The sequence below is a fragment of the Streptomyces sp. NPDC014623 genome, from assembly GCF_043088245.1.
Classification (GTDB): Bacteria; Actinomycetota; Actinomycetes; order Streptomycetales; family Streptomycetaceae; genus Streptomyces.
In genome coordinates this window covers 60087-81760 of sequence record NZ_JBIBZU010000005.1, presented here as the reverse complement: position 1 = coordinate 81760, position 21674 = coordinate 60087, and the positions used below count along the sequence as shown (strand labels likewise).

18 protein-coding genes and 1 pseudogene are annotated in these 21674 nt (G+C 68.8%); 11 read left to right on the top strand and 8 right to left on the bottom strand.

The annotated features are described in order from the left end of the window. Positions 1-10: 10 nt before the first annotated feature. A complete protein-coding gene (locus ACF1FZ_RS10810) occupies positions 11-826 on the bottom strand; it encodes an SAM-dependent methyltransferase (protein ID WP_391773026.1) in 816 nt (271 codons plus the stop codon). Positions 827-1220: 394 nt separating this feature from the next. On the opposite strand from ACF1FZ_RS10810, the gene hemC reads away from it, so the two are divergent. Further along, positions 1221-2156, top strand: coding sequence for a hydroxymethylbilane synthase (gene hemC, locus ACF1FZ_RS10805; protein ID WP_391773025.1), 936 nt, complete (start codon positions 1221-1223; stop codon positions 2154-2156). A gap of 368 nt (positions 2157-2524) precedes the next feature. Then, positions 2525-2911 (top strand): VOC family protein, encoded by a 387-nt coding sequence (locus ACF1FZ_RS10800; RefSeq protein WP_391773024.1) that lies wholly within the window; start codon positions 2525-2527, stop codon positions 2909-2911. Here the strand turns inward: ACF1FZ_RS10800 and bla are convergent. Both bla and ACF1FZ_RS10790 read right to left on the bottom strand, forming a co-directional pair. Beyond that, positions 2899-3858 carry a class A beta-lactamase gene (gene bla, locus ACF1FZ_RS10795; RefSeq protein ID WP_391773023.1) on the bottom strand — a complete coding sequence of 320 codons (960 nt, stop codon included), beginning with the start codon at positions 3856-3858 and terminating at the stop codon, positions 2899-2901. The genes ACF1FZ_RS10800 and bla overlap by 13 nt on opposite strands. Positions 3859-4162: 304 nt before the next feature. Next, positions 4163-5260, bottom strand: coding sequence for a YncE family protein (locus ACF1FZ_RS10790; RefSeq protein ID WP_391773022.1), 1098 nt, complete (start codon positions 5258-5260; stop codon positions 4163-4165). Between the two features lie 695 nt (positions 5261-5955). Here ACF1FZ_RS10790 and ACF1FZ_RS10785 point away from each other — a divergent pair. Then, positions 5956-6372, top strand: coding sequence for a thiol-disulfide oxidoreductase DCC family protein (locus ACF1FZ_RS10785; protein WP_391773021.1), 417 nt, complete (start codon positions 5956-5958; stop codon positions 6370-6372). Between the two features lie 262 nt (positions 6373-6634). On the opposite strand, the gene ACF1FZ_RS10780 is transcribed toward ACF1FZ_RS10785, so the two are convergent. Then, the gene (locus tag ACF1FZ_RS10780) at positions 6635-7183 is read right to left on the bottom strand and encodes a tellurite resistance TerB family protein (protein WP_391773020.1); all 549 of its coding nucleotides are present in this window, start codon (positions 7181-7183) and stop codon (positions 6635-6637) included. Positions 7184-7836: 653 nt separating this feature from the next. On the opposite strand from ACF1FZ_RS10780, the gene ACF1FZ_RS10775 reads away from it, so the two are divergent. Next, the gene (locus tag ACF1FZ_RS10775; RefSeq protein ID WP_391773019.1) at positions 7837-8286 is read left to right on the top strand and encodes a spore-associated protein; all 450 of its coding nucleotides are present in this window, start codon (positions 7837-7839) and stop codon (positions 8284-8286) included. 274 nt (positions 8287-8560) lie between these two features. Here ACF1FZ_RS10775 and thpR read toward each other — a convergent pair whose 3' ends face one another. Continuing rightward, the gene (thpR, locus tag ACF1FZ_RS10770; protein WP_391773018.1) at positions 8561-9157 is read right to left on the bottom strand and encodes an RNA 2',3'-cyclic phosphodiesterase; all 597 of its coding nucleotides are present in this window, start codon (positions 9155-9157) and stop codon (positions 8561-8563) included. Positions 9158-9640: 483 nt separating this feature from the next. Between thpR and ACF1FZ_RS10765 the strand changes: the two genes are divergently transcribed. Beyond that, positions 9641-10057: a hypothetical protein gene (locus ACF1FZ_RS10765; RefSeq protein WP_391773017.1), complete on the top strand. Its 417-nt coding sequence runs from the start codon at positions 9641-9643 to the stop codon at positions 10055-10057. Between the two features lie 169 nt (positions 10058-10226). Here ACF1FZ_RS10765 and ACF1FZ_RS10760 read toward each other — a convergent pair whose 3' ends face one another. Further along, the gene (locus ACF1FZ_RS10760) at positions 10227-12458 is read right to left on the bottom strand and encodes an FUSC family protein (protein ID WP_391773016.1); all 2232 of its coding nucleotides are present in this window, start codon (positions 12456-12458) and stop codon (positions 10227-10229) included. 282 nt (positions 12459-12740) lie between these two features. Here ACF1FZ_RS10760 and ACF1FZ_RS10755 point away from each other — a divergent pair, with 282 nt between their 5' ends. Next, positions 12741-13292 carry a DoxX family protein gene (locus ACF1FZ_RS10755; protein WP_391773015.1) on the top strand — a complete coding sequence of 184 codons (552 nt, stop codon included), beginning with the start codon at positions 12741-12743 and terminating at the stop codon, positions 13290-13292. 106 nt (positions 13293-13398) lie between these two features. Here the strand turns inward: ACF1FZ_RS10755 and ACF1FZ_RS10750 are convergent, their stop codons facing one another. After that, the gene (locus ACF1FZ_RS10750) at positions 13399-13797 is read right to left on the bottom strand and encodes a VOC family protein (protein ID WP_391773014.1); all 399 of its coding nucleotides are present in this window, start codon (positions 13795-13797) and stop codon (positions 13399-13401) included. Between the two features lie 577 nt (positions 13798-14374). Here ACF1FZ_RS10750 and ACF1FZ_RS10745 point away from each other — a divergent pair. The 3 genes and pseudogenes from ACF1FZ_RS10745 to ACF1FZ_RS10735 all read left to right on the top strand — a co-directional run bounded on the left by ACF1FZ_RS10745 (position 14375) and on the right by ACF1FZ_RS10735 (position 17950). Continuing rightward, entirely contained in the window at positions 14375-14545 is a 171-nt protein-coding gene (locus ACF1FZ_RS10745) for a hypothetical protein (protein WP_325745611.1), read from the top strand. Positions 14546-14895: 350 nt separating this feature from the next. Beyond that, positions 14896-15802: pseudogene (locus tag ACF1FZ_RS10740) on the top strand (beta-galactosidase); the annotation flags it as partial. A gap of 621 nt (positions 15803-16423) precedes the next feature. Beyond that, on the top strand, positions 16424-17950 hold the full coding sequence (locus ACF1FZ_RS10735; protein ID WP_391773013.1) for a hypothetical protein: 1527 nt from the start codon (positions 16424-16426) through the stop codon (positions 17948-17950). Positions 17951-18954: 1004 nt separating this feature from the next. On the opposite strand, the gene ACF1FZ_RS10730 is transcribed toward ACF1FZ_RS10735, so the two are convergent. Continuing rightward, on the bottom strand, positions 18955-19557 hold the full coding sequence (locus ACF1FZ_RS10730; protein WP_391773012.1) for a TetR/AcrR family transcriptional regulator: 603 nt from the start codon (positions 19555-19557) through the stop codon (positions 18955-18957). An 86-nt stretch (positions 19558-19643) separates the two neighbouring features. On the opposite strand from ACF1FZ_RS10730, the gene ACF1FZ_RS10725 reads away from it, so the two are divergent. Both ACF1FZ_RS10725 and ACF1FZ_RS10720 read left to right on the top strand, forming a co-directional pair. Beyond that, on the top strand, positions 19644-20420 hold the full coding sequence (locus ACF1FZ_RS10725) for an amidohydrolase family protein (RefSeq protein ID WP_391773011.1): 777 nt from the start codon (positions 19644-19646) through the stop codon (positions 20418-20420). A gap of 344 nt (positions 20421-20764) precedes the next feature. Continuing rightward, entirely contained in the window at positions 20765-21619 is an 855-nt protein-coding gene (locus ACF1FZ_RS10720; RefSeq protein WP_391773010.1) for an alpha/beta hydrolase, read from the top strand. The last annotated feature ends 55 nt before the right edge of the window (positions 21620-21674 follow it).

The following is a 21674-nucleotide window of genomic DNA, read 5'->3' as shown; positions in this document are numbered from 1 at the left end:
AGTAACCCCGTCACCAGGTGCGGCCGACACCGCCGTACTCGATCCACTCCCGGGTCGCCTGCTTCGGCGCCAGATCAGAATCCGGTCGCCATGTCGACACCTCCACCAGACCCGGATCCAGGACGTCGAGGCCCTCCAGGAAACCGTGTACGTCGGACTGTTGTCGCACGCGCCCCCACTGGTTACCGGTGCTCTTCGCCATGAAGTCCGTGACGAAGTCGCGGGTGACCGCGTCCTCACTCACGAGCTGGCACACCACCAGAAAACTCCCTGGTGCCAGGCGGGCCGCCACCCGGCGTACCAGTCCCGCGGGGTCGTCCTCGTCAGGGATGCAGTGCAGCACGGACACGAACAGGGCGGCCACCGGCTCGTCGAAGTCGATGAGCCGGTTCACCTCCGGGTGGCCGAAGATCCCCTCGGTGTCCCGCATGTCCGCCTGGATGACTGCGGTCCTGTCGTTCTCCTCCAGTATGGCCTTGCCGTGCGCCAGGACGATGGGGTCGTTGTCGATGTAGACGACCCGGGCCCCGGGGTCCACGAGTTGAGCGACCTGATGGACGTTGTCCTGGGTCGGCAGACCGGACCCGTGGTCGATGAACTGGCGGATCCCGTACTCGGACGCCAGGTGGTGCACGACACGGCGCAGGAACCTTCGGTTGTTCACCGCCAGCACCTTGGTGCTCGGCACGTGTTCCAGAAGCTGCTCACATGCCACCCGGTCGGCAGGGTAGTTGTCCTTGCCCCCCAGGTAGTAGTCGTACATCCGCGCGACGCTCGGCACGTTCACATCGATGTTCTTCGGAATGTAGGTGTCCCCGTCGGTCATCCAGCGCCTCGCGGTTCGAAGAAAGGAAATTCGGCGTCCGTGAAGGCCATGCTAGAGAGGCCGCAGGGTGGCTGACAGCCTTCGGCTGAGCGGGGCAGGGCCAGGGACGTCGAATCGGCCATGTGTGAACGGACTGGAATATCCGCATCGCCGGTTTTGTGCATGCCGAGGTGATTGCTTCCGGGAGTTGGCACGGCAAACCTGCCTGGTGAAGCTCTTGCTGCCGCGCGGACATGGCTGTGCGTCGCCTGGACGTGGGTGAGGGAGCGATATTTGAGCGCGGCCGAAATTCGACGGCGGCCGTCCGTGCTCACCGTCCACTCAGCTGTCCGGGAAAGGAGACCGATCGCGTCGGACGACCACGGCTCGAGCGCGGCGCTCTATCGTGGGAGCCATGCCCGCCCCTGAGCTGATCCGCATCGTGTCCCGCGACTCACCCATGGCCCTGGCCCAGGTCGAGCGTGTCAGGGCCGAACTCGCGGCCCTCCATCCCCGCACCGCCACCCAGGTCGTCCCGGTCAGAACCACAGGCGACAAGTGGATGGGGGATCTCTCGAAGGTCGAAGGCAAGGGAGCCTTCACCAAGGAGGTCGACGCCGTCCTGCTGGCCGGGGAGGCGGACCTGGCCGTTCACTGCGTCAAGGACGTCCCGGCCGACCGCCCACTGCCCGCGGGTACGACGTTCGCCGCGTTTCTCGAGCGTGACGACATTCGCGACGCACTCGTCCACCCTGGTGGTCTCACCCTCGACCAACTCCACGACGGCGCACGCGTCGGTACCTCATCGGTCCGCCGGACCGCACAACTTGCCGCCTCGCACCCGCACCTGAACTGCATTCCGTTTCGTGGCAACGCCAACCGCCGACTCGCGAAACTGGCCGCGGGAGAGGCCGACGCGCTTGTCCTGGCCGTCGCGGGCCTCCAGCGCATCGGACGCCCTGACGTGATCAGCGACATCCTCGACCCGGAGACGATGTGCCCCCCGATCGGCGCGGGTGTCCTTGCCCTGCAGTGCCGAGAGGACGATGCGGCGACCATCGACGCCGTGAGTGCACTCAACCACCCCGGTACCTACCGGGAGATCACGGCCGAACGCATGTTCCTCCACGTTCTCCAAGGGCATTGCAACTCCCCGATCGCCGGGTATGCCACAGCCCATCGCGACGGGGACCTCTCCCTGCGTGCCTGCGTGTTCACCCCCGACGGCAAGACCGTCCTCAACGCCCATGAATGGGCCGGCCCGCTCGACCCCGCCACCCTCGGAACCTCGGTGGCCGTCGCCCTGCTGCGCCAGGGCGCCCGTGAGCTGATCGATACCATCGTTCACTGAGCCCCGGGCGGATGCGCGCCGCGAACTCCGGGGCGGATGCGGCGCGGCCGGTGGCCGTGCCTGCTGAGAACACGAGTGAGGTGAGGGCCCGGGGCGTGCGACCCGGCGGAAGCCCGTGTCCGCGGGGTCGCACGGGCTCAGACTCCGCCGCACCGACGGTATCGAGGAACTGTTCGAGGACAGGAACGGCATCGCTACCAGATCATCGGGATCGACGGCCGCCGGCCGGATCCGGCCGCGGAACCATGACCGCCCCGGCCTTCGGGCGACGAACCGAGGCTGTGACGGTGGAGGCACCCCGGCCTCGCGCCTGACGGGGTGTGAAGGAAGGCCCGCCCTGCGGGGCCTGTGCGCGTAGGGTCGGTGCCATGGTGCATGTACTGAGCAGCAGGGTATTGCTGAGGCCCGGCGACCCGGAGGCCTCCCGCGACTTCTACGGGCGGATCCTCGGGCTCGCCGTGTACCGGGAGTTCGGGACCGGCCCCGACCGCGGAACGGTGTACTTCCTCGGCGGGGGCTTCCTCGAGGTCTCAGGGCGCTCGGACGCACCGCCAGGAGACACGCTGCAGCTATGGATGCAGGTCGCCGATTGCGCGGCGGCACACGAGGAGGTGGTGGCCCGTGGAGCAGTCGTCCTCCGGCCGCCGCTCCAGGAACCCTGGGGTCTGATCGAGATGTGGATCGCCGACCCGGACGGCCACCGCATCGTGCTGACCGAGGTGCCTGCCGACCACCCGCTCCGCTATCGCCCCTGAGTGCTCCGAGGATGTGGCCGGGCGAGAGCGGTGAGCGCGACGTGGGCTGCCTGCGCAACGACTGAATCCTGCGGCTTCGCTCCGCGGACGCCACGGCGGGAGAGCACGGCGATGCTGATCGGCGCGAAGTCCGGCGGCCAGACGACAGCGATGTCGTTGCGGGTTCCGTAACCGCCCGTGCCGGTCTTGTCGCCCACCACCCAGCCGGCCGGGGCGCCCGCACGGATGAGCGCATCGCCGGTGGTGTTGCGTGTGAGCCAGTCGGCCAGCACCGCCCGCTTGTCCGGCGTGAGCGTCTTGCCGAGTACGTAGGCACGCAGATCGAAGGCCAGGGCTCGGGGGGTGCTGGTGTCGCGGACGTCGCCGGGTGCGGCTTCGCTGAGATCGGTCTCGTAGCGGTCGCACCGCGTGGTGCGGTCGCCCAGAGCCACGAGTGTCTCCTGCAGGCCACGGGGGCCGCCGATCTCGTGGAAGAGGAGATTGGCCGCGGTGTTGTCGCTGTAACGAACGGTGGCCTCGCACAGTTCGCGCAGAGTGAGACCCGTGCTCACGTGCTGCCTGGTGACCGGGGAGTTGGCGACGAGATCATCCGTGCTGTACCGCACGCGCCGGTCGAGCCGCTGCAGTGGATACATGTCCAGCAGGGCGCCTGCCAGCAACGCCTTGCAGGTCGACGCGTAGGCGAATCGCTCGTCGGGGCGGTGGGTGACGGACAGGCCGCTCCCGGTGTCCACGGCGTACACGCCCAGCCGAGCCTCGAATTTCCGCTCGAGCTCCGTGAACGCGCGCCGCGTCCGGTGCGCGGTCTCGTCGGAGGGCGAGGCCGATGGCCTGGAGGGGCTGGGGGGCGCGGCAGCCGGTAGGGCCGTCTCACATCCGGCGAGCGGAAGGACAGCGAGGCCGGCCAGCGCGGAGAAGGCAGCACGGCGGGGGAGAGGAGGGGGCACGAGACGGCGACTTCCTGAGTCCGAGGGCGGCCTGCTGCACAGCTGGGCGACCCGCCCGCCCCGGACAGCGGAAACTTCGGGCGTCGGGCCGTGGCCGACAGCATTCTGGTTCCCCACAGTAGGGCCGAGGCCCCGCTTCCCTGCCGGGCGCCGGCCGTGTCGTAGCGAGAAGCCGAACGGAACCGTGAATGGCGACGAGGCAGGGGGGCGTCATGAGTGTCCCCCTGCCTGCTTCATCTCGGCGATCACACCGGTCGTGCAGCCGGATGGCCTCGGTGTTCCGACTGGTGGGGCGACACCAGGTTCAGCAGGCCGGGCGAGCTCCCGTCGCTTCATGACGGAGAGGAGTCTTGGAGCTCAGGCGTATCCGTGTGAGTCCGTCCTCTCCGGCTGGCCCGGAGCCGGACTTGTCGACGACGTAGGCGGTATTGCGGCCGGCCACCTTGACGTGGTTGGGATACGCGTGGGTGGGCACGGTCTCCACGACCGTGCCCGTGCCCGGGTCGACCACCGACAGGTTCCCGGCCAGCCGGTTGGCAACCAGGACACGACCTGAACACGGTTCGACGGCGACGGCCTTCGCACCTTCACCCGTCGCCACCGACCTGATGACGGTGCCCTTGCGCAGGTCGACGACCGACAGTGTCCCCGAGGCCTGGTCGGCGGTGTAGGCGGTGCGCCCGTCGCCGGAGAGCGCGATCGAAAGCGGTCCGCCACCGGTGGGGATGAGCCGCGGGGCCTTGGAACCGGGCGTGACCTCGATGATCTGGCTGTTGGTGAAGTCGGCAGCGTAGACAGCACCGGTACGTTCGTTCACCACCAGCCCTGTCGGCCCGGTCCCTTCGATGGAGACCCGCTTGATCTCCTTGAACGTGCGGCTGTCGAAGGCCACGAGAGCACCATCGCTGAAGGAACTCGTCCATACGACGTCGCGCTTCTCGTCCACGACGATCTCACGGGAGTGGTTCACGCCAGGTCGGGTGGCGAGGTGCCGACCGGTCCGCTGGCTGTAGACGGCGACGGAGTTGTTCCGGGTGTTGGTGACCCAGAGGGTGTTGTGCTCGTCGTCGACATCGATGCCGTAGACGGCTTCGACCGTGCCGTTGACCGGGGGCGTGAAAGCCGCTTCGACCTCGAGGGTGCCGGGATCGATCCGCAGCAACTGGGAGCCCGTGACCGGGGCAGGCGGCTGTCCCACGGAAGCGGTGGCCCACAGCACGTCGTTTCGTTCGGAGTACGCGGACTGATAGAGGCCCTGCGCGAGCGGAACCGACGTGACGTGTGAGCCGGTCGGGGTGCCGGTACCCGCGGTCGCGGTCCCGGCCAGCGTGAGAGCGCTGCCGAAGGCGAGCGCCACGGTAGTCGCGGCGACGCGGCGGACACGGCGATTGAGCGAGGGCATGTGTGTTGTTCTCCCTGGGAGTGCGCCTCGTCGAGGCGCGTGATATCAGGGGCGGTCGGGCCGCGCCCTCGTGCCCACTGGGTTGTCGGGTGCCCCGAGGCGCCCGGAGGCCAGGGTCAGGTATGCACACGCCGTGACGAACCTCGGCCGTGCGGATACCCGCCCTGACTCCAGGTCCCAGGCGAAGATTAGGTAACCCTAAGCTAATTTTTGCCCAGAGGGCAATCGGGGACCAGCGGCCGAAGGGGAACGAGTCGTCGCCCGCCCGGCCGTGACCCCCCGCACTCCACGAAGTAAGGGAGCGATCGCGGAATCATGCCCGGCATCGGACCGGCCCGGTCTCCCGGGGGCCAGAGGAATTCGACACCGCGGGGGGCCCTACGGAAATGTGCGAGCTGCTCACCCCGGCGCACGGTGCCCCGCTCCTGTGGGCCCGCCGTTCCTGGCCGGCCGCGAGGGTGTGGTGTGAAGAACCGCTGAATGACCAGGTCGCACGTCCCGAACCCGACTTGCTGCTCGTCGATGCAGAACGGACGAGCAGTCTCTCAGGGCGGCAGCCGCTGGAGTTCAATCCGTCCTGGGAGAGCCACCGCCCTGGGGGCGCCGCGAAGCGGCCCGCAACACCCGGTCCCGCTCGTACGGCGGAAGCGAGCGCCACAGACGCCACGGATGCCCTGTGCGGCATGATGGGAGTCATGCGGACGCGATCTGTACTCCTCTACGACGGAGACTGTGCATTCTGCACCTCCTCCGTGATGTTCGCCGAGCGCCGTATCCGCCCGCGCTGCGAGGTCACCCCGTGGCAGTTCGCGGATGTGGACTCGTTCGGGACCACCCGGGAGCGGGCCGAGTACGAGCTGTTGTGGATCACGCCGGCCGGAACGATCCACGGGGGTGCGCAGGCTGTCGCCAAGCTGCTCCTGCACGCGGGCGGAGGCTGGCCCGTTCTGGGCGGGATGCTCACCCTGCCCCCACTTCGCTGGATCGCTCACGGCGTCTACCGGCTTGTGGCGAACAACCGCGAAAAAATGCCAGGTGGTACGCCTGCCTGCGCCCTCCCCGCAAGCGGTCGGCGGCGCACCCATGCGTCTTCGCGGTCCTCCGCCCGCTGAGCACCTGGCTCAGTCCGCCTGACGAAGCCCCAGGCATCAGGTGCCGGTGGATCCTGTGTCCAGGAAACCAGCAGGTGCCCCGCTCGCGTTCCACAGCTGACGTCCGCCCACGCGGAGGCTTGTACGTCCTGCTGTGCACGGCGAGGCGTCCGCCGACACGGCGGCCCGGCACGTCTGCACGTGCCGGGCCGCGCCCGATCCGGCCGGACGCCACCGTCGTTCATCGGCCGCCCTCAAAGGGGCGGCCTGCGTCCCGTTCGGATCAGAGCTGGAATTCCGCGGGGGACAGACCCAGCGCCGTGCATGCTTCTCGAAGGATCATGTGCTCGGCTTGGGAGAAGGTGCCGTCGGCGCCGGCGATGACAATACCTGTCTGGAGTACGGCCCTTGCCTCCGTCGGCTTCTTGGCGGCCTTGACGATCTCCTGCATCGCCTCGGCCTTGCCCTGCTGGAAATTGATACTCAGCTGATCCACATGCTTGTTGAAGCGTGTGCGCAGCTGCTCCGGCGGGAAGTTCTGCAGAACGTCGTTGCCCAGGATCATCGATTCCACGTGCTGACGCTCGGCAGGGTCCACGTGTCCGTCCGCAGCCGCCACGAGTGCGCACATCGCCATGCTCGCGTCCCGGTAGGCGCCGCTCTTCAGCTCCGTCTTGAGGGAGGCGAGCTGTGACTTCAGCGTGCCTACCAGCTGGGCGCGCGAGCCACCGCCGGATCCGTGCCCGCCGCTGTGTCCGGTCGCCGGCCCACGCGCTCCTTGGGACTGCTGCAGATTCCTGGCCTGATCCTTGAGCCGGTCCCACACTGCCATTGAGGTCACCTCGGTGTTCGTCTGAGTTGTCGGTCACGAGCCCGTGCGCTCATCCGGTCAACGCCCGAGCATGAGTAAAGGTTCCGCAAAGTGGCCGATGTCCTTCCGGCCGGTTCGGCACGGAGGGGCTGTCGGCCGCGTCCGGTCCGCCGCGCAAAACCCTGCCCTGTATCGCATCCGCCATCTGAGGGCGTCCCGAACCGGGCTCCTGAAGCGCCCAACGCCCGACGCTCTTCTTCCTCTCGCCGTCCTGAGGTCTGCGACGCCTTGTGCCGATGCCGGCGCCCCCTGCTCCGGTCACCTGATGTCCGGCGGCGGCGTCCGGGTCCGGTTGGCGGCGGATCGCTGTCACAGCTGCGGCGACGCCTCCGCTTGACGAGTCCGGCGCGAACTGGATCTCGCGTCTGCGTGCCGGCCGCGGCGCGGACCTGGTCACCGCCTGCTACGCCGCGTTGGACACGGAGACGCGGCTCGCCGCACCCGTCCCGCTGTGCGGACCGCCCGTATGGCCGGCCGGCGTACTTCCTCACGAACGGCTCGGGTGGCACTTTCACCTTCATTCGTACCTCTGCGTAAACGAAGGGCAACCATCCGTACCGTTCGCGAGTCACACCAAGTGGGAGTAACCACTCTCGGAAACACAAGGGGGAAATATGAGCATTCCGCGTAGCATCGCTGCTCTCGGGGCATTCACCGCACTGGCGGTGGGTGGCACGGTCGCGTTCGGCACGACGGCCTCCGCCGCGCCGAACGTCACGCCGCAGGGCGTCTGCGGCAAGGCCTACAAGACCGTGAACTCGGTGCCCGTGGGCTCGCTGGGTACCGTCTACCTGACGTACAACGCGTCCAACGGCAAGAACTGCGTCGCGACCATCCGCACCAACCCGGGGGCGGCCAAGCACATGTCCGCGTACATCTACGTCCCCGCCACGGACGAGTGGGCCGGGGACGACGGAAGCTTCACCTCGTACGCAGGGCCGGGCTACGTCTACGGCAAGGGCTACTGCGTGAGCTGGGGCGGCAGCATCGACAACGTGTACGTGTCGGTGGAGAACTCCAACTGCGCCGCCCTGAAGGAGCGGCGGACCACCGAAATCCGCTGATCCCGTCTCATCACCCGCTGCGCGTTCTCGCGCTCACAGGCGCGCTTCCCTTTCCGCTTCAGCTGTGGGGCGGGCCTGTGCCCTCGGAGGTGGTGGGCCCGGCAGGAACTTCCTGCCGGGCCCACCACCACGTGTGAGAACCATTCCCGGCACCCGCCGTCAGGGGCTGCCTCGGGCCCGGTCCGCTGCCCGGGAGCGGTGGCGCCCGAGACGTCCTGGCCCGCGACGCTGCCGCTCTCCCGGCAGCGTGCGGCGCAGCGGCAGGACGGCCCGGTCAAAGGGCAGTACGGTTCGCGCCACCGAGGGCCCAGGCCTCGATGTCGCGGTAGCGGACCGGTTCACGGCTGCGGTCTGTGTTGCTGCCGACCAGGTGAAGACGTTCGGCAGGCCACCGGATGCCGGTGAAGCCGGCGAATCCTCCGGCGATCTCCGACGCCGAAGACCGGTCTCCTCGGCGGGCACGGGCCAATGTCAGATGGGGGCGCAGAGGCCGGCCCTCGAAGGCGATACCGCAATTTCTGACCACCGTACGCACGTCAGCGGCGAGCACGTGCAGTTCCTCGATGTCTCCGTCGATTCCGCTCCACAGCACCCGGTCGTCAAAACTTCCGCTGCCGCGCAGCGCCAGGCGGGGTGGCCGGTGACGTGCCGCGAGGTCGGCGAGCGGACGGAGCAGGAGCGGAACGGTCCCGGTCGGGAGTTCCCCGAGGAAGGCCAGGGTGATGTGCCAGTCCTCGATGCGGTTCCACCGCATGTGGGGGTGTGTGCCGTAGGCGGGGCGCAGCTGCCGGGCCAGCTCTTCTTTCGCGTGATCGGGCGGGGCGAGGGCGATGAACACACGAACGGTCGTGGGCTGAGTCGGTTCGTTCACAACCGACTTCGTACCGCATCCGGTGAACGGGGAACGGACCGGGTACGAAGGGGAGGCCCTCATGCGCGACGCCGGCGAACCTGCGTCCGGTCGACGGCGACACGACGGGGCCCCGGTTCGCTGTTCGAGAGAGCGAGGGCGTCGACCCGGCCACGGGTCAGGTGCCTTCCCCGGCGGGGCGGAGGAGGAGCGCCGGCAGACGGCGTGACCTGATGAGGGCGGGCCTCGTTGGGCCGGTGATCGATGTCGGCCGGTGGGTTTGGGGTCCTGATGGTGACAGCTCTGCGGAAGTGCCCCCGGACGGGCGCGATGCTGCGATGCGGTGTTGCGGCGTTCGTCCTCGTCCTGACCGGCTGCGGTGGTGACGGTGAGGACGATGCGAAGCCCACAGCAGGCGCACCATCGGTGGTCACGCCCGCCCCGCCCGGCACGCCGGTGTCCCCGGGCGTGCCCGCTTCCTCGGCGCCGAGGACGTCTGAGCCGGTGATCAGAGCTGACGTGCTGGAGGTGTACGGCTTGATGTGGAGGGAGAAGGTGAAGGCGTACCGGGCGGCCTCGGCGAGGGGGACGGACCTGAAGCGGTACATGAGCTCCCGCGCATCGGAGACGTTGGAAGCAGACCTGGCCCGCATGAGGAAAGAGCACACGGTGATGCGTGGCGATCTCGCGCACGAACCGGAGGTGTCCACGATCGCTGTCGGTGCTCAGCCGCCCACCGCGATGGTGAAGGACTGCGTGGACGGTTCGAAATGGCAGATCCTCGACACGACGACCGGGTGGCGGATCCCGCCACCGGCCGGTCAGCCGTCGCGCTACGCGGCCACGGCGAGAGTGGAGCGGGACCACGGGGGACGCTGGACGGTCACCGACTACACCGCGGACAGGACCCGCTCGTGTTAGACCGGGCCTCGCGTCTCCCCGGCGACGGACGAAGAAGTACCGCGCCCACGGCACCCGGAGCGGATGCCGCTCGAATGCCATGCGGCCCGAAACCCCCGGCGCCCTGCCCGAACGGTCCCACCACCGGCTTCGCCGGGTGACGTGGACCAGTGCGCGGTCGCAGCATTCCTCAGCCGTGTACGGTCTTCGCTGCGGCGCGGTCGGCGACCGGCACGCCGAGCGGACGCGCGAGCCCGACCACGCCTTCGTCGAGGCGCTGCAGATGACGCAGTACACGGAAGGTCACCGTGCCGGAAGGCACGCTGCCGGGCCCGGCGTCCCGCAGCGTCGAGGCGATGCTGGCACCTGACCGGACTTCGCCACCAGCCCTCTCGTCCTCGACGTGCGCGGCGAGCACCCCGATGTTGTGAGCGATGCGTTGCCCGGCCCGTAGGAGGCGGGGGTCGGCAGCGACGGTCTTGCTGTGCGGCACGAGCTCGGCGGTCGCCGCGAGTGAGCGGGCTTGGTACGCGCATGTCTCCAGGAGCGCCACCAGATAGCGAACAGTCTGCCGCCGGCCGCGCAGAGGGGTTATGGGGTAGGTCAACGGGCTGGTGGAATCCCGTAGTTCGTCCAGCGCCTTGTCCAGGCTGCGGGCTCGGCCGAGCAGGTCGGACGGGGGCCCGCCACTGAGTTGCTCCACCGCCGCGGACGCGACGTCGCCCAGCCGGTCCAGGACGGTACCCAGCAGTTCGTCCGTACGGCGGTCGGTGTGCACCGGCAATACCAGGACGGCGGCGATGACGCCGCACGCGGCGCCGATCGCAGTTTCCTCGATGCGCAGCACCAACACGTCGAAGCTGTACGAATTGAGCAGGGTGTAGAGCAGGCCCAGCATGGCTGTGACGAAGAAGGACATGACCGCGTACGACAGCGGAGCGGTGTAGAACATCGCGAAGATGAAGACGAGGACGAGGGCGAAAGCGGCCCATGTGTGGTTTCCGACCAGACCCGCCAGTGCGACACCGGCGACGGCCCCCAGCAGCGTGCCGAGAAGCCTCCGGTAGCCCTTGACCAGGATCTCGCCGGTGGATGCGGTGTTGAGGAAGACCACCCAGCACGTGAGAACGGCCCAGTACCAGCGCTGACTGGAGAGCAGCTCTCCGCCGGCCATGGCCAGGACCGAGCCGACCGACACCTGGAAGGCCGCCCTGGTGGTGGGACGCTGCAGACCGGCACGGTCCTCGTCCCCGGACTTTTCGGAGGAGGCGATCGCAAGGTCCTCCGCGTCGAATTCCTCGCGGGAACGGGTGGTCGACGGCGAGTCGTCGGACTCGTCCTGGGGCCCGTCCAGCGCGAGGCGCAGCCCCAGGACGGACCGGGCGGCCTCGCCGATACCACGGAACGCGTCCTGGATACCCACGGGTGCCGGAGGAAGCTTGTCCTCCTCGCGGTAGCCGAGCAGCCTGTTGCGAATGTGGGCCACTGCCGTACCTTCGTCGCTCGACGCCGGCCGGGCCACCAGGAGGTGCAGGGCTTTGAGGTCCCGTCGCAGGGCGATGGTCGCATCGTCCTCCGCCGGCCTCCAGTTCCCGGTGAGCGGCACGGGCGCGTGCGGCAGGTGCAGGGTGAGGGTGTCCGCGCGCTCGGCGCTGCGGGCGTTCAGCAGCAGCATGCCCAGGCGCTCCGTAGCGATTTCGGCGTCCGCGACCCGGCGTTGCAGCAGCGCCGCCTTGCCCGCGTCCTGTGTGCCTTCCTCCAGGAGGCCCTGGATCATGAGAGCGGCTTCGTGCAGCCGCGCGGTGCGCCGCCGCAGGTCGTCGAGCACCCTCTCCAACTGCTCCGGCCCGGCGTCGAGCAGCTCGATCTGTATGGCGACGAGCTGAGCGACTCGCGTGCGGAAGGCATCGCGAAGTCGTGTCAGGACGCGTTGTGGCGTTTCCGGAACAACGGCGAACCGCACCACCGCGCTGCAGCCGAACGCGATGGCCAAGGCCAGGCAGAGCTCCGGCAGGCGAGACGTGGAGGCCCCGACGAAGAGGGAGAGGAAGTAGATCTGGAAGCCGACAAGGCCCAGCGCGGTAGCACGCTCACCGAATCGCCTGCTGTAGACGATCCCGAAAATGAGGGCGATGAAGAACAGTTCGCCCGCGACGGCCTGCGAGGCCAGTAGGGCGCCCAAGGACATCGCGACGAGCGCGACCGGCAGGCCGAGTGCGAGTGTGATCGCCTGGTCGCGTACCAGCTTGTCCTTGACCGCGAAGGTGGCGGTCATGGCTGTCATCGCACCGGCGACCATGTGCGTGACGTCGGTGCCGAGCGGGGCCAGGACCCCCAGGGTGAGCGCGATCGCCGAGACGGTGCGCAACCCCGCCGTCAGCCGTAGCAGTCCTGGATCGGAAGCCGTGAACCGATCCCGCATGATGGCCCCGCCCCGCCGCCGCACTGCCCTCACCCTGCACTTTCCTCCGCTGCCCGTCTTGATCCACGTGCCGTTCAGCATTGCACGGAAGGGAACCCGAGGACGAATACCAGTCAGGCTCCCGACGGAGTTCCAAGGCCCTCGCCCGCGGCGGGCGACGCTCCTCGGGGCGTTCACGTAAGCAGACTTCCTCCGGCCAGGACCGCGCGGGAGGGACGCGTTCCCGGGCCGCCCGGAGGAAGACGGACGCGTGCTCCGGGTGAACCCGGGCATGCGCGGAGCATGGCCATTCTGAGGACAGTCGCCCGCCCTTTGCTCGCTTCCGTGTTCATCTCCGGTGGGCTCCGCACGTTCCGGGACCCGCACACCGTGGAAGCCGCCGCCGATCCGGTGGCGAAGCCCCTCGCGGGACACGTCCCGCAGTTGCCGGACGACACGGTGCGACTCGTACGGATCAACAGTGCCGTACAACTGGGCGCCGGTGTGCTCCTCGCGGCCGGCCGCTTTCCGCGCGCCTCGGCTCTCGCGCTGGCGGCCTCGCTCGTGCCCACGACCCTGGCCGGTCACGCCTGGTGGAAGACGGACGATCCTGATGAACGGGCTCGGCAACGTGTCCAGTTCGGTAAGAACCTGTCCCTGTTCGGCGGCCTGCTGATCGCGGCGGCGGACACCCACGGCAAGCCCTCGTTGGCCTATCGCTCACGGGCGGCTGCGGCTGCCGGCGGCCGCAGCGCCCGTAAGGCCCGGCACTCGGTGGGCACTGCTCTGGCCGATAAGGCACACGGAGCCCGGTCGGCCGCCGACGCCGTGCGCGACCGCCTCCCGGCGGGTTGATCTCACAACAGTTCCTGGTCCGGATGCGGGCCGCCGGCGAGGTGCTTGAGCACCTCGCCGGCCTGCCGGAGGTCAGGGGCGTCACGGGGTAGGTACGCGTCCTCTGTCAGGGAGCCGGCTGTCCACCCCCGCTGGGCGCATGGCTCAGGTCCACGACGCAGAAGATGTTGCCGTCCGGGTCTGCGAGCACCACGAAGTCCGGTTCGGGCGGGTAGAGATCCCAGGTGACGGCCTGTGCACCGAGGTCGATCAACCGCCGGACCTCGGCCCTTTGTTCCTCCGCCGAATCCGTGAAGAGGTCCAGGTGGAGGCGGGGATGCGGCTCGGCCGGGGACGCGCTGCGTATCAGGCCGAGCGCCCGGCCGGAGCCGTCGGCGTGGTTGAGCGTCCGCCATGTTTCGCTCTGCCACTCCTGGGCGGCGACCAGGCCCAGAGCCGCCGTCCAGAAATCCACCGCGCGGGGGATGTCCGTGACGCCGATGACAGGGATTCCGAGTCTCAGCATGGCGGTGAGCCTATCCGAGGCGCTCTCGAGGGAAGAGGCACGAAGCCCGGTCTCCATGGCCGGGGAGAATGATGTGAAGGAACTGGCTTCCGTCCGGCGCCGTGCCCGCGGTGAACGATCTGCCGTCGCATCCGTCCGGCGACCGCACCTTCGTGATGGGGCCGTCGACTGCCCGTGGTGCGATGTGCCGTCCTCGGCGCTGCCCACGCGGGAATGGCCGGTGTGCCGGTCATGGGCCGGGCCGGAGAGAAAGGCCCGGCCCCAGGCCCCGTGTACCGGTCGGGTGGTGCTGGAGCCGCCGGATGGACGAGAGCGGGCGAACCGGCTTTCACCGCAGTGGTGACGGATGTGAGAAAACGCGTGGAGGGCCCCTGCGCAGAGCGGACGACGGGACTGCCCCGCTCCGTGGTGAGCCGCACCGAGGTGCTGTCCGGCTGCCCGGCCCGGGTTCCCTGCTTCCCGAAGAGGCCGGGCCCGGGTGCGCCGAGACCACCCTGGGCCGCTCCGCCCTTTCTCAGGTGCCTGCTTCCTGCAGACGGGGGTACACGCATGACAACGAACCGAAGGAGTCAACCTCATGCTGGCGATAGCTGCGGCAGTACTGTTCGCCATCGCTGTCCTGATCAACGTTGCCGACATAACGGCCAACGAGGTCTTCGCCTCGGCGAACGCGATGCTGCTCGGCCTTGGCCTGTTGGCCTTGCACGCCGCAGGCATCGGCAGCGGACGGCGAGCAGGCCGACGGTGACCGCCGCATGACCAGCTGACGCCTCTGGAACCGAGCCCGGTGGGTAGTGCCACCTCCCAAGTCCTGCCGCGGCAGACACCGGAACTCGGTGCGCGGACCTGCTGCACGGCGCGCCGGCACATGCGCACCGGCTGCGGTTCCGCCCCGGACACCTGCGAAGAAGGAGAGAGCGCGATGACCCCGTTCATGACGATCTCAGCTGCAGACGCCTCAGCCGCTCCCGCGTGGTTACACCTGGTGGTGATGGCAGCGGCTGTCCTGATCCTCGTCTACAGCCTCGCCCGGCGCAGCAGCTGATACACCGGGCTCGACCGGTGGACCCACGCCCTGGCCGTGGACAGGCCTCGGCCGTCAACCACGACTGCAACTACACGCGTACGACCGGCATCTGGCAGGCAGTCTGGGCCGATCCGGTCCCCGAGGCCCATCTGCGCCGCCCTCACATCACCCCTGACCTGGCCGGTGCCGCCTTTTCCCTCGAACTGCCCCTGGCGTCCAACCGGCCCGGTCACCGCGTACGCGCCGTCCTCATCGACGGCGCGGGCGAGGCCTGTCGCGCCGAGGCGCGCGCCGATCTCGGTGTGACTCCCGCCTGCGCCTGGCCCTTCCTGGAGGGCCGGCGTCGCGAGTGGAGCCCGGAGGCCCCCTTCCTGTACGGTCTGCCGATCGACCTCCTCGGCGCGGACGGCGAAGCAGCCGACACCGTCGAGAGCTACGCGGGTCTGCGTGCCGTCGGTATCCGGGGCAAGGCCGTACTCCTCAACGGACGCCCCCGCTTCCAGCGCCTCGTACTCGACCAGGGCTGGTATCCGGACGGTCTGATGACCGCCCCCTCCGACGCGGCCCCGGTCCGTGACATCGAACTGGCGATGGAGGCCGGCTTCAACGGAGCCCGGCTGCACCAGAAGGTCTTCGAGGGACGCTTCCTCCACCACGCCGACCGGCTCGGCTACCTGGTCTGGGGCGAGTTCGGTGACTGGGGTTACGAGGTCGGCGGCTCCTCGGGCGACAGCCAGCGGAGCCGCCGACCTCGTAACCCAGTGGCTCGAAGCCGTGGAACGCGACTACTCGCGCCCTTCGCTCGTCGGGTGGTGCCCGCTGAACGAGACTTACCAGAAGCTCCACGACCGCATGACCCGGCTCGACGACGTGATCCGGGCTGTGTTCCTCGCCACCAAGGCCATGGACACCTCCCGACCGGTGATCGACGCCTCCGGTTGCTCCCACCGGGTCCTGGAGACCGGCGTCTACGACTCGTCCGGGTCGCAGCCTGTTTCCCGCCACAACAGCCGTGCGCAGTCCGCGGCCACGCGCGATGCGATGGAGCCCTCCACCTTCATGAAGCTGTGGCGCGGGAAGCGGGATACCAAGGGTGCGCCATCCATGAGCCCGTTGTCCGACGACACCGGTCCCAGGCACCCGACATGCTTCGCACCGCCTCTGCCGGATGTTCACCAGGCACCGTCCTGTCCCTGAGAACCTGGGATCGCAGGACCACCTTTCCTCCGCCGGGCTCGACAGACCAAGGCCCCGTCCAATGACCGGATTTCGCCTCGGAAGGCATGGGCGAGACGGGCCGGAGAGCGGCTGCCGGTTCCATCGCCCTGGGCCCATGTGCCCGTGATGGCAGGGATCAACGAACCTGGAGGTGCGATGGACAGCGGGGCAGCCATCAAGGCTGGGGGAGTCCGACGACCGGGAAGCGGTGGACGAAGACGGGCAGGGGCCGGAGTGTGGCGGGGGTGGGCCCGCTGCGTCTGGCCGGCAGCGCTCGCCGTGGCCGCCGCGATACTGACGGCTCCCACGGCGGCTGCAGCCCCCGCCGCCACACCGGCGCCCTGCCCCCAACTCCCCTGTGAAGGAGCAGACCCGAACCAGGTGACGGCATGGCAGTCCGGTGGCGCGCCGAAGGTCCTGAAGGAGACGACGCTCGCGTCGGGTACGCGGATCACCCTGTACACGGGCAAGCCGGCTTGGGACACGAACCGCACCTACGCCTGGGCACAGGTGCGGTTCGGGACCGGGGTCACTGAAGGGCGTGTGTGGCTGCGGGCCCAGGAGAACTGGGGGGACGGCATCAACATCACGACGACGCTGGAGCACCCGCGTTCCTACCGTGACACCACCGGCACCACCGGCATGTTCCAGTACTCGACCATGGCTCCCCGGGGCGCGTACGCCAACAGCGCCTGCGTGACCGACGGCGTCGAGCGCGGGTGCGTCGCCTCGTACGGTGCCGAGGTGGCCCCGGTCGGACCGTGCGAGGGCTGGTGTTCGGACGCCGATCCGGACGCGATCCCGGCGTCCGACTGGTCCTACGTCGACCGTCCCGACTACGACAGGGCCGAGCTGCCCTCGGGCGCGTTCGTACAGAAGGTCGACGGACGACTGAAGCAGGGCACCTACCTGGGCTGGGCCGAGGGCGAGCTGCCCGCAGGCGGCCGTATGTGGCTGGAGGCCTGGCAGGGCGAGGGCCGCTGGGGACAGGTGTACACCGAGTTCACCCCGGCAGGCGCCTCGCGTACGTCCACGGGCTCCACCCGCGCGTACTCCTGGCTTCCGGAACTGCGTGCCTGCGTCAGTGACACGACAGGCACGCAGTGCACCAAGGACGAGGACACCTCGGCCACCGAACCCACCCAGGCGCCGTGTGCGACGCTGCCGTGCACGGACATCGATCCGGCGAGCGTCACCGAGTGGATGCCGAATTACGAACCGGACGTGGTGGAGGACGCCCGTATCTACCTGGGCGGGCGGCTCAAGATCTACCAGGGGCGCCCGGCCTGGGATCCGCACCACATGTACTACTGGGGTGAGGCCGAACTCCCGCCCGGTCGTGACGATGCGTCCGCCACTCTCATGAAACACGCGTCCGGCGGCGCCGACTCACGCAAGACCCGGCCGGAGCCCCTGCCCGGAGCCCGTCTGACGGCGTCGGGCACCACGAAGATGGTCGCGCTGGACCCGCTGTCGGACGCCGAGATCGCCGGACTGGTCGTGGACGGCAAGAAGTGGGCGTTCGCCACCCACCAGGACGACAACATCTACCAGACGTCCACCGAGGGTCCGATCGGCCCGTGCGCACCGGGGCAGGCGTGCGAGGGCGTCGCCCCGGGCAGCGTCACCACATGGGCCTCGGTGGCGACCGACTGGACCACGGCGACGTTGCCGAGTGGCGCCCGGGTCGCCCTGGCCGGCTCCCGGCCGCAATGGTCGGTCACCGACTATTACGCCTGGGCCCACACCGACGCCCAGGGCGTCACGGCATGGCTGGAGGACAAGTCGCCCGGCGGTTCGTACGAGAAGGTCGCCGACGCCGACACGATGAAGGCGACGAACGGCCGTTCGGTCCGGGCGTGCCTCAGCGACGGTACGACGACTAAGTGCACGGCCCCCTTGGGGTGACGTGCAAGGGTGGGCCGAGCCTATCGGCCCACCCTGACGGTGCACACCGGTGGCCCAGGCGTACGTACCGCACCCCCGGTGTGCACCGTCCCCCCACGCCGACGGCGCGTTCGCGCCAGGTGATACCGGCCCGCAGCGCGTACACCGCGCCGGCGTGTGCCACTCGGTCAGGAACGCACAGCCGCCCGGTGTGGCGACGGCGCTGTCCGGAAGCGGGTGGCAGCAGCGGGACCAGGCGCGCCCACAAGGACATCCGGCTCAAGGCCAGCACGCACGCGGGCTCCCTGTCCGTCGGCGGCAGAACCCTCAGCTCGGGGCAAGGCGTGGTACGTGCACATGACGGAGCCAGGCGGGCATGGGCGGGCGGAGTGCTGCGACGTGCAGGGGTACGAGGAAGACGCGCTACACAAGTTCAGGCGCGGCCCCGGAACGAGGCCGTGAAAACCGGACGGCTTCAAGGCACCGTGTCAGTCCTGTGGCCTCACGCATCGGTACGCCTTCCGCGGATGCCGGGTCCTGGCAAGGGAGAGCCCTGCCGGAACCCGCGGGGACGGGGGGCGCTGCTCGGCTCTCGAGGGCTCCGCCCGTGGACCACTCGTCCTGGCGAACTGTTCCCTTTGCCTGAGGGCCAGGTCGGTCACCTCCGGGGGCCGGGCCGAGGGGCAGTTGCAGTGGACCAGGAGACGCTTGCCCGAGCTGAGCAGGCGGGCGTGTACCGGTTCACGGGCGATCGCGTCCGGCTTCAGCTCGCCGAGGGCCTCCACGACCAGCTCACGGGTGACGCCGGCGAGCACGTCGACGCGGAACGTCCGCGGGCTGGACAGGCTGCGCCACAGGACCGGCCACAGGCAGTGGGCCCTGTCCGGCGCCGCATTCGCTTGCGCCGAGCCGGGTCAAACCGCTGGCTCAGGCGAGGTCGCACGCCTGCTTCTCCAGCTTGAACCGGGTCCGCGGCGTCTGCAGGCTCGCTTCCCCCTGGTCGCGGCGGAAATCCGACTGGAGCATCAACGCTCCGGACGTGATCGTGGAACGGACCGGTCCTCCCTCATGCGCAGGATCAAGGTGACCACGTCCTCCGGGCGGGTGCCGGGAGCCAGGACTTCCTGCAGGAGGAGGCCGCGAATCGTGGCAATGGTGACGGTGGCCACATCCCACGCTTCCTTCGTGCCGAGCCCTTCGCGTTCCGCGAGTGAGGACAGCATCACGGTCAGGTCGCCGAGCGACTCCACGAACTCACGGAAGTCCTCAGGGCCGTGCGCGGCCAGTCCGACGACGTAGAAGAAGCCGCGGGCGCGTGACAACTGCTCTGGCCGGGTGTAAGTACGCCAGATCGCCACGACGAAGTCGTCGAAGGTGCCCTGCCGGGCGGCCTCCAAAAGCGCCTGGTTGTCACGGGATCGCTGCGTCTTGAGCATGGCGGCCAAGACGCCCGGGAGTGACCCGAAGTGGTATCGCAACAGGGCGTGGCTGGTCTCGATCCGGGCGGCGATCTCACGGAGCGACATCTCCGGCGGGGGGAGGGCCTCGCCGAAGGTGTCGAGAAGCCGTGCCAGGAGTCGCTCACGCGCGCTGCCCTTGCGTTCCGAGGTTGACAGGATCACTCCCACAGTTTATCCATTGGAAAAGAAAGATTGGCGGTTCCGTGTTGCTTCGCACATGGTCGCAGTCAGCTCGCAACAGCGGAGGATCGGCTATGGGACCTGCTCATGTGGTCGGCGCGGCGGTCATCGACGGATCGGGGCGCGCTCCCAACAACCTCGACATCACTGTCGAGAACGGCCACATCACCCGACTCGGTGCCTCCGGTGCGCACGGCGAGCGTCCCGATGCCAAGGGGCCGACGATGGCGCCCGGTCTGATCGACGCTCACGTCCACCTGGGCCTGTCGAGCCCGATCCGGCCGAATTTCTCGTTTCGGATGAGCGCCGCCAGGATCACGGCGGACATCTTCGCCACGGCCAGCGCGACGCTCGGCGCCGGCTTCACCACCGTTCGCGACGCCGGCGGGATCGATGGCGGTGTCGTCACCGCGATCGCGAAGGGCAAGGCCAGAGGGCCGCGCGCCCTCTCGTGCGGCCCTGCTCAGTGCCGGACCGGCGGGCACGGCCACTGCGGAGCCGAAGGGGAACCCACCGAGCTGTGGAGCAGCCACCACATCGCGGGTCTGTGCGCCCTCTCCATGAGGGCGGGCAACGCGGACGATCTGCGACACAACGTCCGCGAAGCCTTCCGTCGCGGAGCCACCGTCCTGAGGCTCTGCGTGACCGGCGGAGTGGTGGGTGCACATGATCGGCTGACCGGCACCCGGTTCACCGTTGAAGAGATCGCTGTTGCGCTTCAAGGAACTGCGGCACGGAACACCTGTGTGACGGTTCACGCCCACCACAACGAGACATACGAAATGCGGTCGAGGCCGGGGCGCGCTGTGTCGAGCACGGCACCGGCCTCGACGAATCCACAGCGACCCTGATGGCCGCTCGTGAGGCTGCCCTCGTGCCCGCGTTCGCCGTCGTCGAGCAGTTGCTGAACGACACCGCCGGAGCCGGTCTCGCCGAGTCGACCCGCGACCGTGCCAAGGGCGCACGCGGGCGGATGACGAAGGTGCTCGCTGTCGCCAAGCGCGCAGGAGTACGGATCGGGCCGGGTTCCGATCTCATCGGTCCGGCCCAGGACCGTCGCGGCAAAGAACTCAGCCTGCGCGCAGGCAGACCTCGTTCTTTGGAACGGCAACCCGCTCGAAGACCCGGAACTGTTCTCCTACCCCACCGACGCCGTCCTCGTGATCCAGGCCGGCCAAATCGTAAAGGACCTCAGATGAGTGCCATGTGGCAGGGCTGCCTCGCCCATACCGACTACTTCGAGATGCGCTCCAGCGGTGGGCACGACTACGGCGTCTGGGTCACCACGCCACCGCGCTACGACCCTGCCGCGGCGCAAGCGCCTGTCGTGTACGTGCTCGACGGCAACTGGGCCGTGGGCATGACCGCCCCACTGATCGTCACGCAACTGGACCCCATGCAGTCGATTCAGCCCTACGTCCAAGTCAGCGTGGGTTACGCAGGCGAGGAAGCAGAGCACTGGGAGCGGTTGCGCAACCGCGACCTCGTGCCCCCGGGCGAACCCATCGCGAAGGAGTACATCGATGCGGTGGAGACGGGGGTCGAAGCGGGCACGATGACTCGTGAGCAAGCCGACGCCTACCTCGCTGAATTGAGTGACAGCCGCGGGGATATGTTCCTGAACTTCCTTACCGACGACCTGCACCCGCGGATCGAACGCGACTACGGCACAGCCCCGAGCGGGCACGGCCTCTTCGGCTATTCCTACGGCGGACTCTTCAGTCTCTACGCCTGGCTCACCGATAGCACCTTCTTCGAGAGCATCGGCGCGGGCAGCCCCGGCATTGTCAATGCAGACAGTCAGGTCTTCGCTCGTCTTCAAGCAATGGGTGACACCCTGCCTGCTACCAAGCTTCACGTGACCTTCAACGACCGAGAGATCCTCGGAGACATGGCGGTCTACCAGAATCTCGCGAAGAACGCGGCCACGTTCCTTCACCGCCTCACCTCACGCGGCGGATCCGTCACCAGCGCACTCATGCACGAAACGCATGTGACCGGGCTGCAGGCCTCGTTCCTCAGCTACCTCAGGACCTGTCGTGTCCGGTAAGCCCGGACGCCGCGGTTCTGCCTGACCGCCGCGCTGGGCGGCGGCGCTCCTGGCC

Excerpts from the sequence above, each read along its gene's own strand:
- ACF1FZ_RS10800 (WP_391773024.1), top strand. The coding sequence starts at position 2,525 with ATGGTGCATGTACTGAGCAGCAGGGTATTGCTGAGGCCCGGCGACCCG.
- ACF1FZ_RS10810 (WP_391773026.1), bottom strand. The coding sequence starts at position 826 with ATGACCGACGGGGACACCTACATTCCGAAGAACATCGATGTGAACGTG.
- hemC (WP_391773025.1), top strand. The coding sequence starts at position 1,221 with ATGCCCGCCCCTGAGCTGATCCGCATCGTGTCCCGCGACTCACCCATG.
- ACF1FZ_RS10760 (WP_391773016.1), bottom strand. The coding sequence starts at position 12,458 with ATGCGGGATCGGTTCACGGCTTCCGATCCAGGACTGCTACGGCTGACG.
- ACF1FZ_RS10725 (WP_391773011.1), top strand. The coding sequence starts at position 19,644 with ATGGGACCTGCTCATGTGGTCGGCGCGGCGGTCATCGACGGATCGGGG.
- ACF1FZ_RS10785 (WP_391773021.1), top strand. The coding sequence starts at position 5,956 with ATGCGGACGCGATCTGTACTCCTCTACGACGGAGACTGTGCATTCTGC.
- ACF1FZ_RS10720 (WP_391773010.1), top strand. The coding sequence starts at position 20,765 with ATGAGTGCCATGTGGCAGGGCTGCCTCGCCCATACCGACTACTTCGAG.
- ACF1FZ_RS10745 (WP_325745611.1), top strand. The coding sequence starts at position 14,375 with ATGCTGGCGATAGCTGCGGCAGTACTGTTCGCCATCGCTGTCCTGATC.
- ACF1FZ_RS10775 (WP_391773019.1), top strand. The coding sequence starts at position 7,837 with ATGAGCATTCCGCGTAGCATCGCTGCTCTCGGGGCATTCACCGCACTG.
- ACF1FZ_RS10780 (WP_391773020.1), bottom strand. The coding sequence starts at position 7,183 with ATGGCAGTGTGGGACCGGCTCAAGGATCAGGCCAGGAATCTGCAGCAG.
- ACF1FZ_RS10755 (WP_391773015.1), top strand. The coding sequence starts at position 12,741 with ATGGCCATTCTGAGGACAGTCGCCCGCCCTTTGCTCGCTTCCGTGTTC.
- ACF1FZ_RS10750 (WP_391773014.1), bottom strand. The coding sequence starts at position 13,797 with ATGCTGAGACTCGGAATCCCTGTCATCGGCGTCACGGACATCCCCCGC.
- ACF1FZ_RS10790 (WP_391773022.1), bottom strand. The coding sequence starts at position 5,260 with ATGCCCTCGCTCAATCGCCGTGTCCGCCGCGTCGCCGCGACTACCGTG.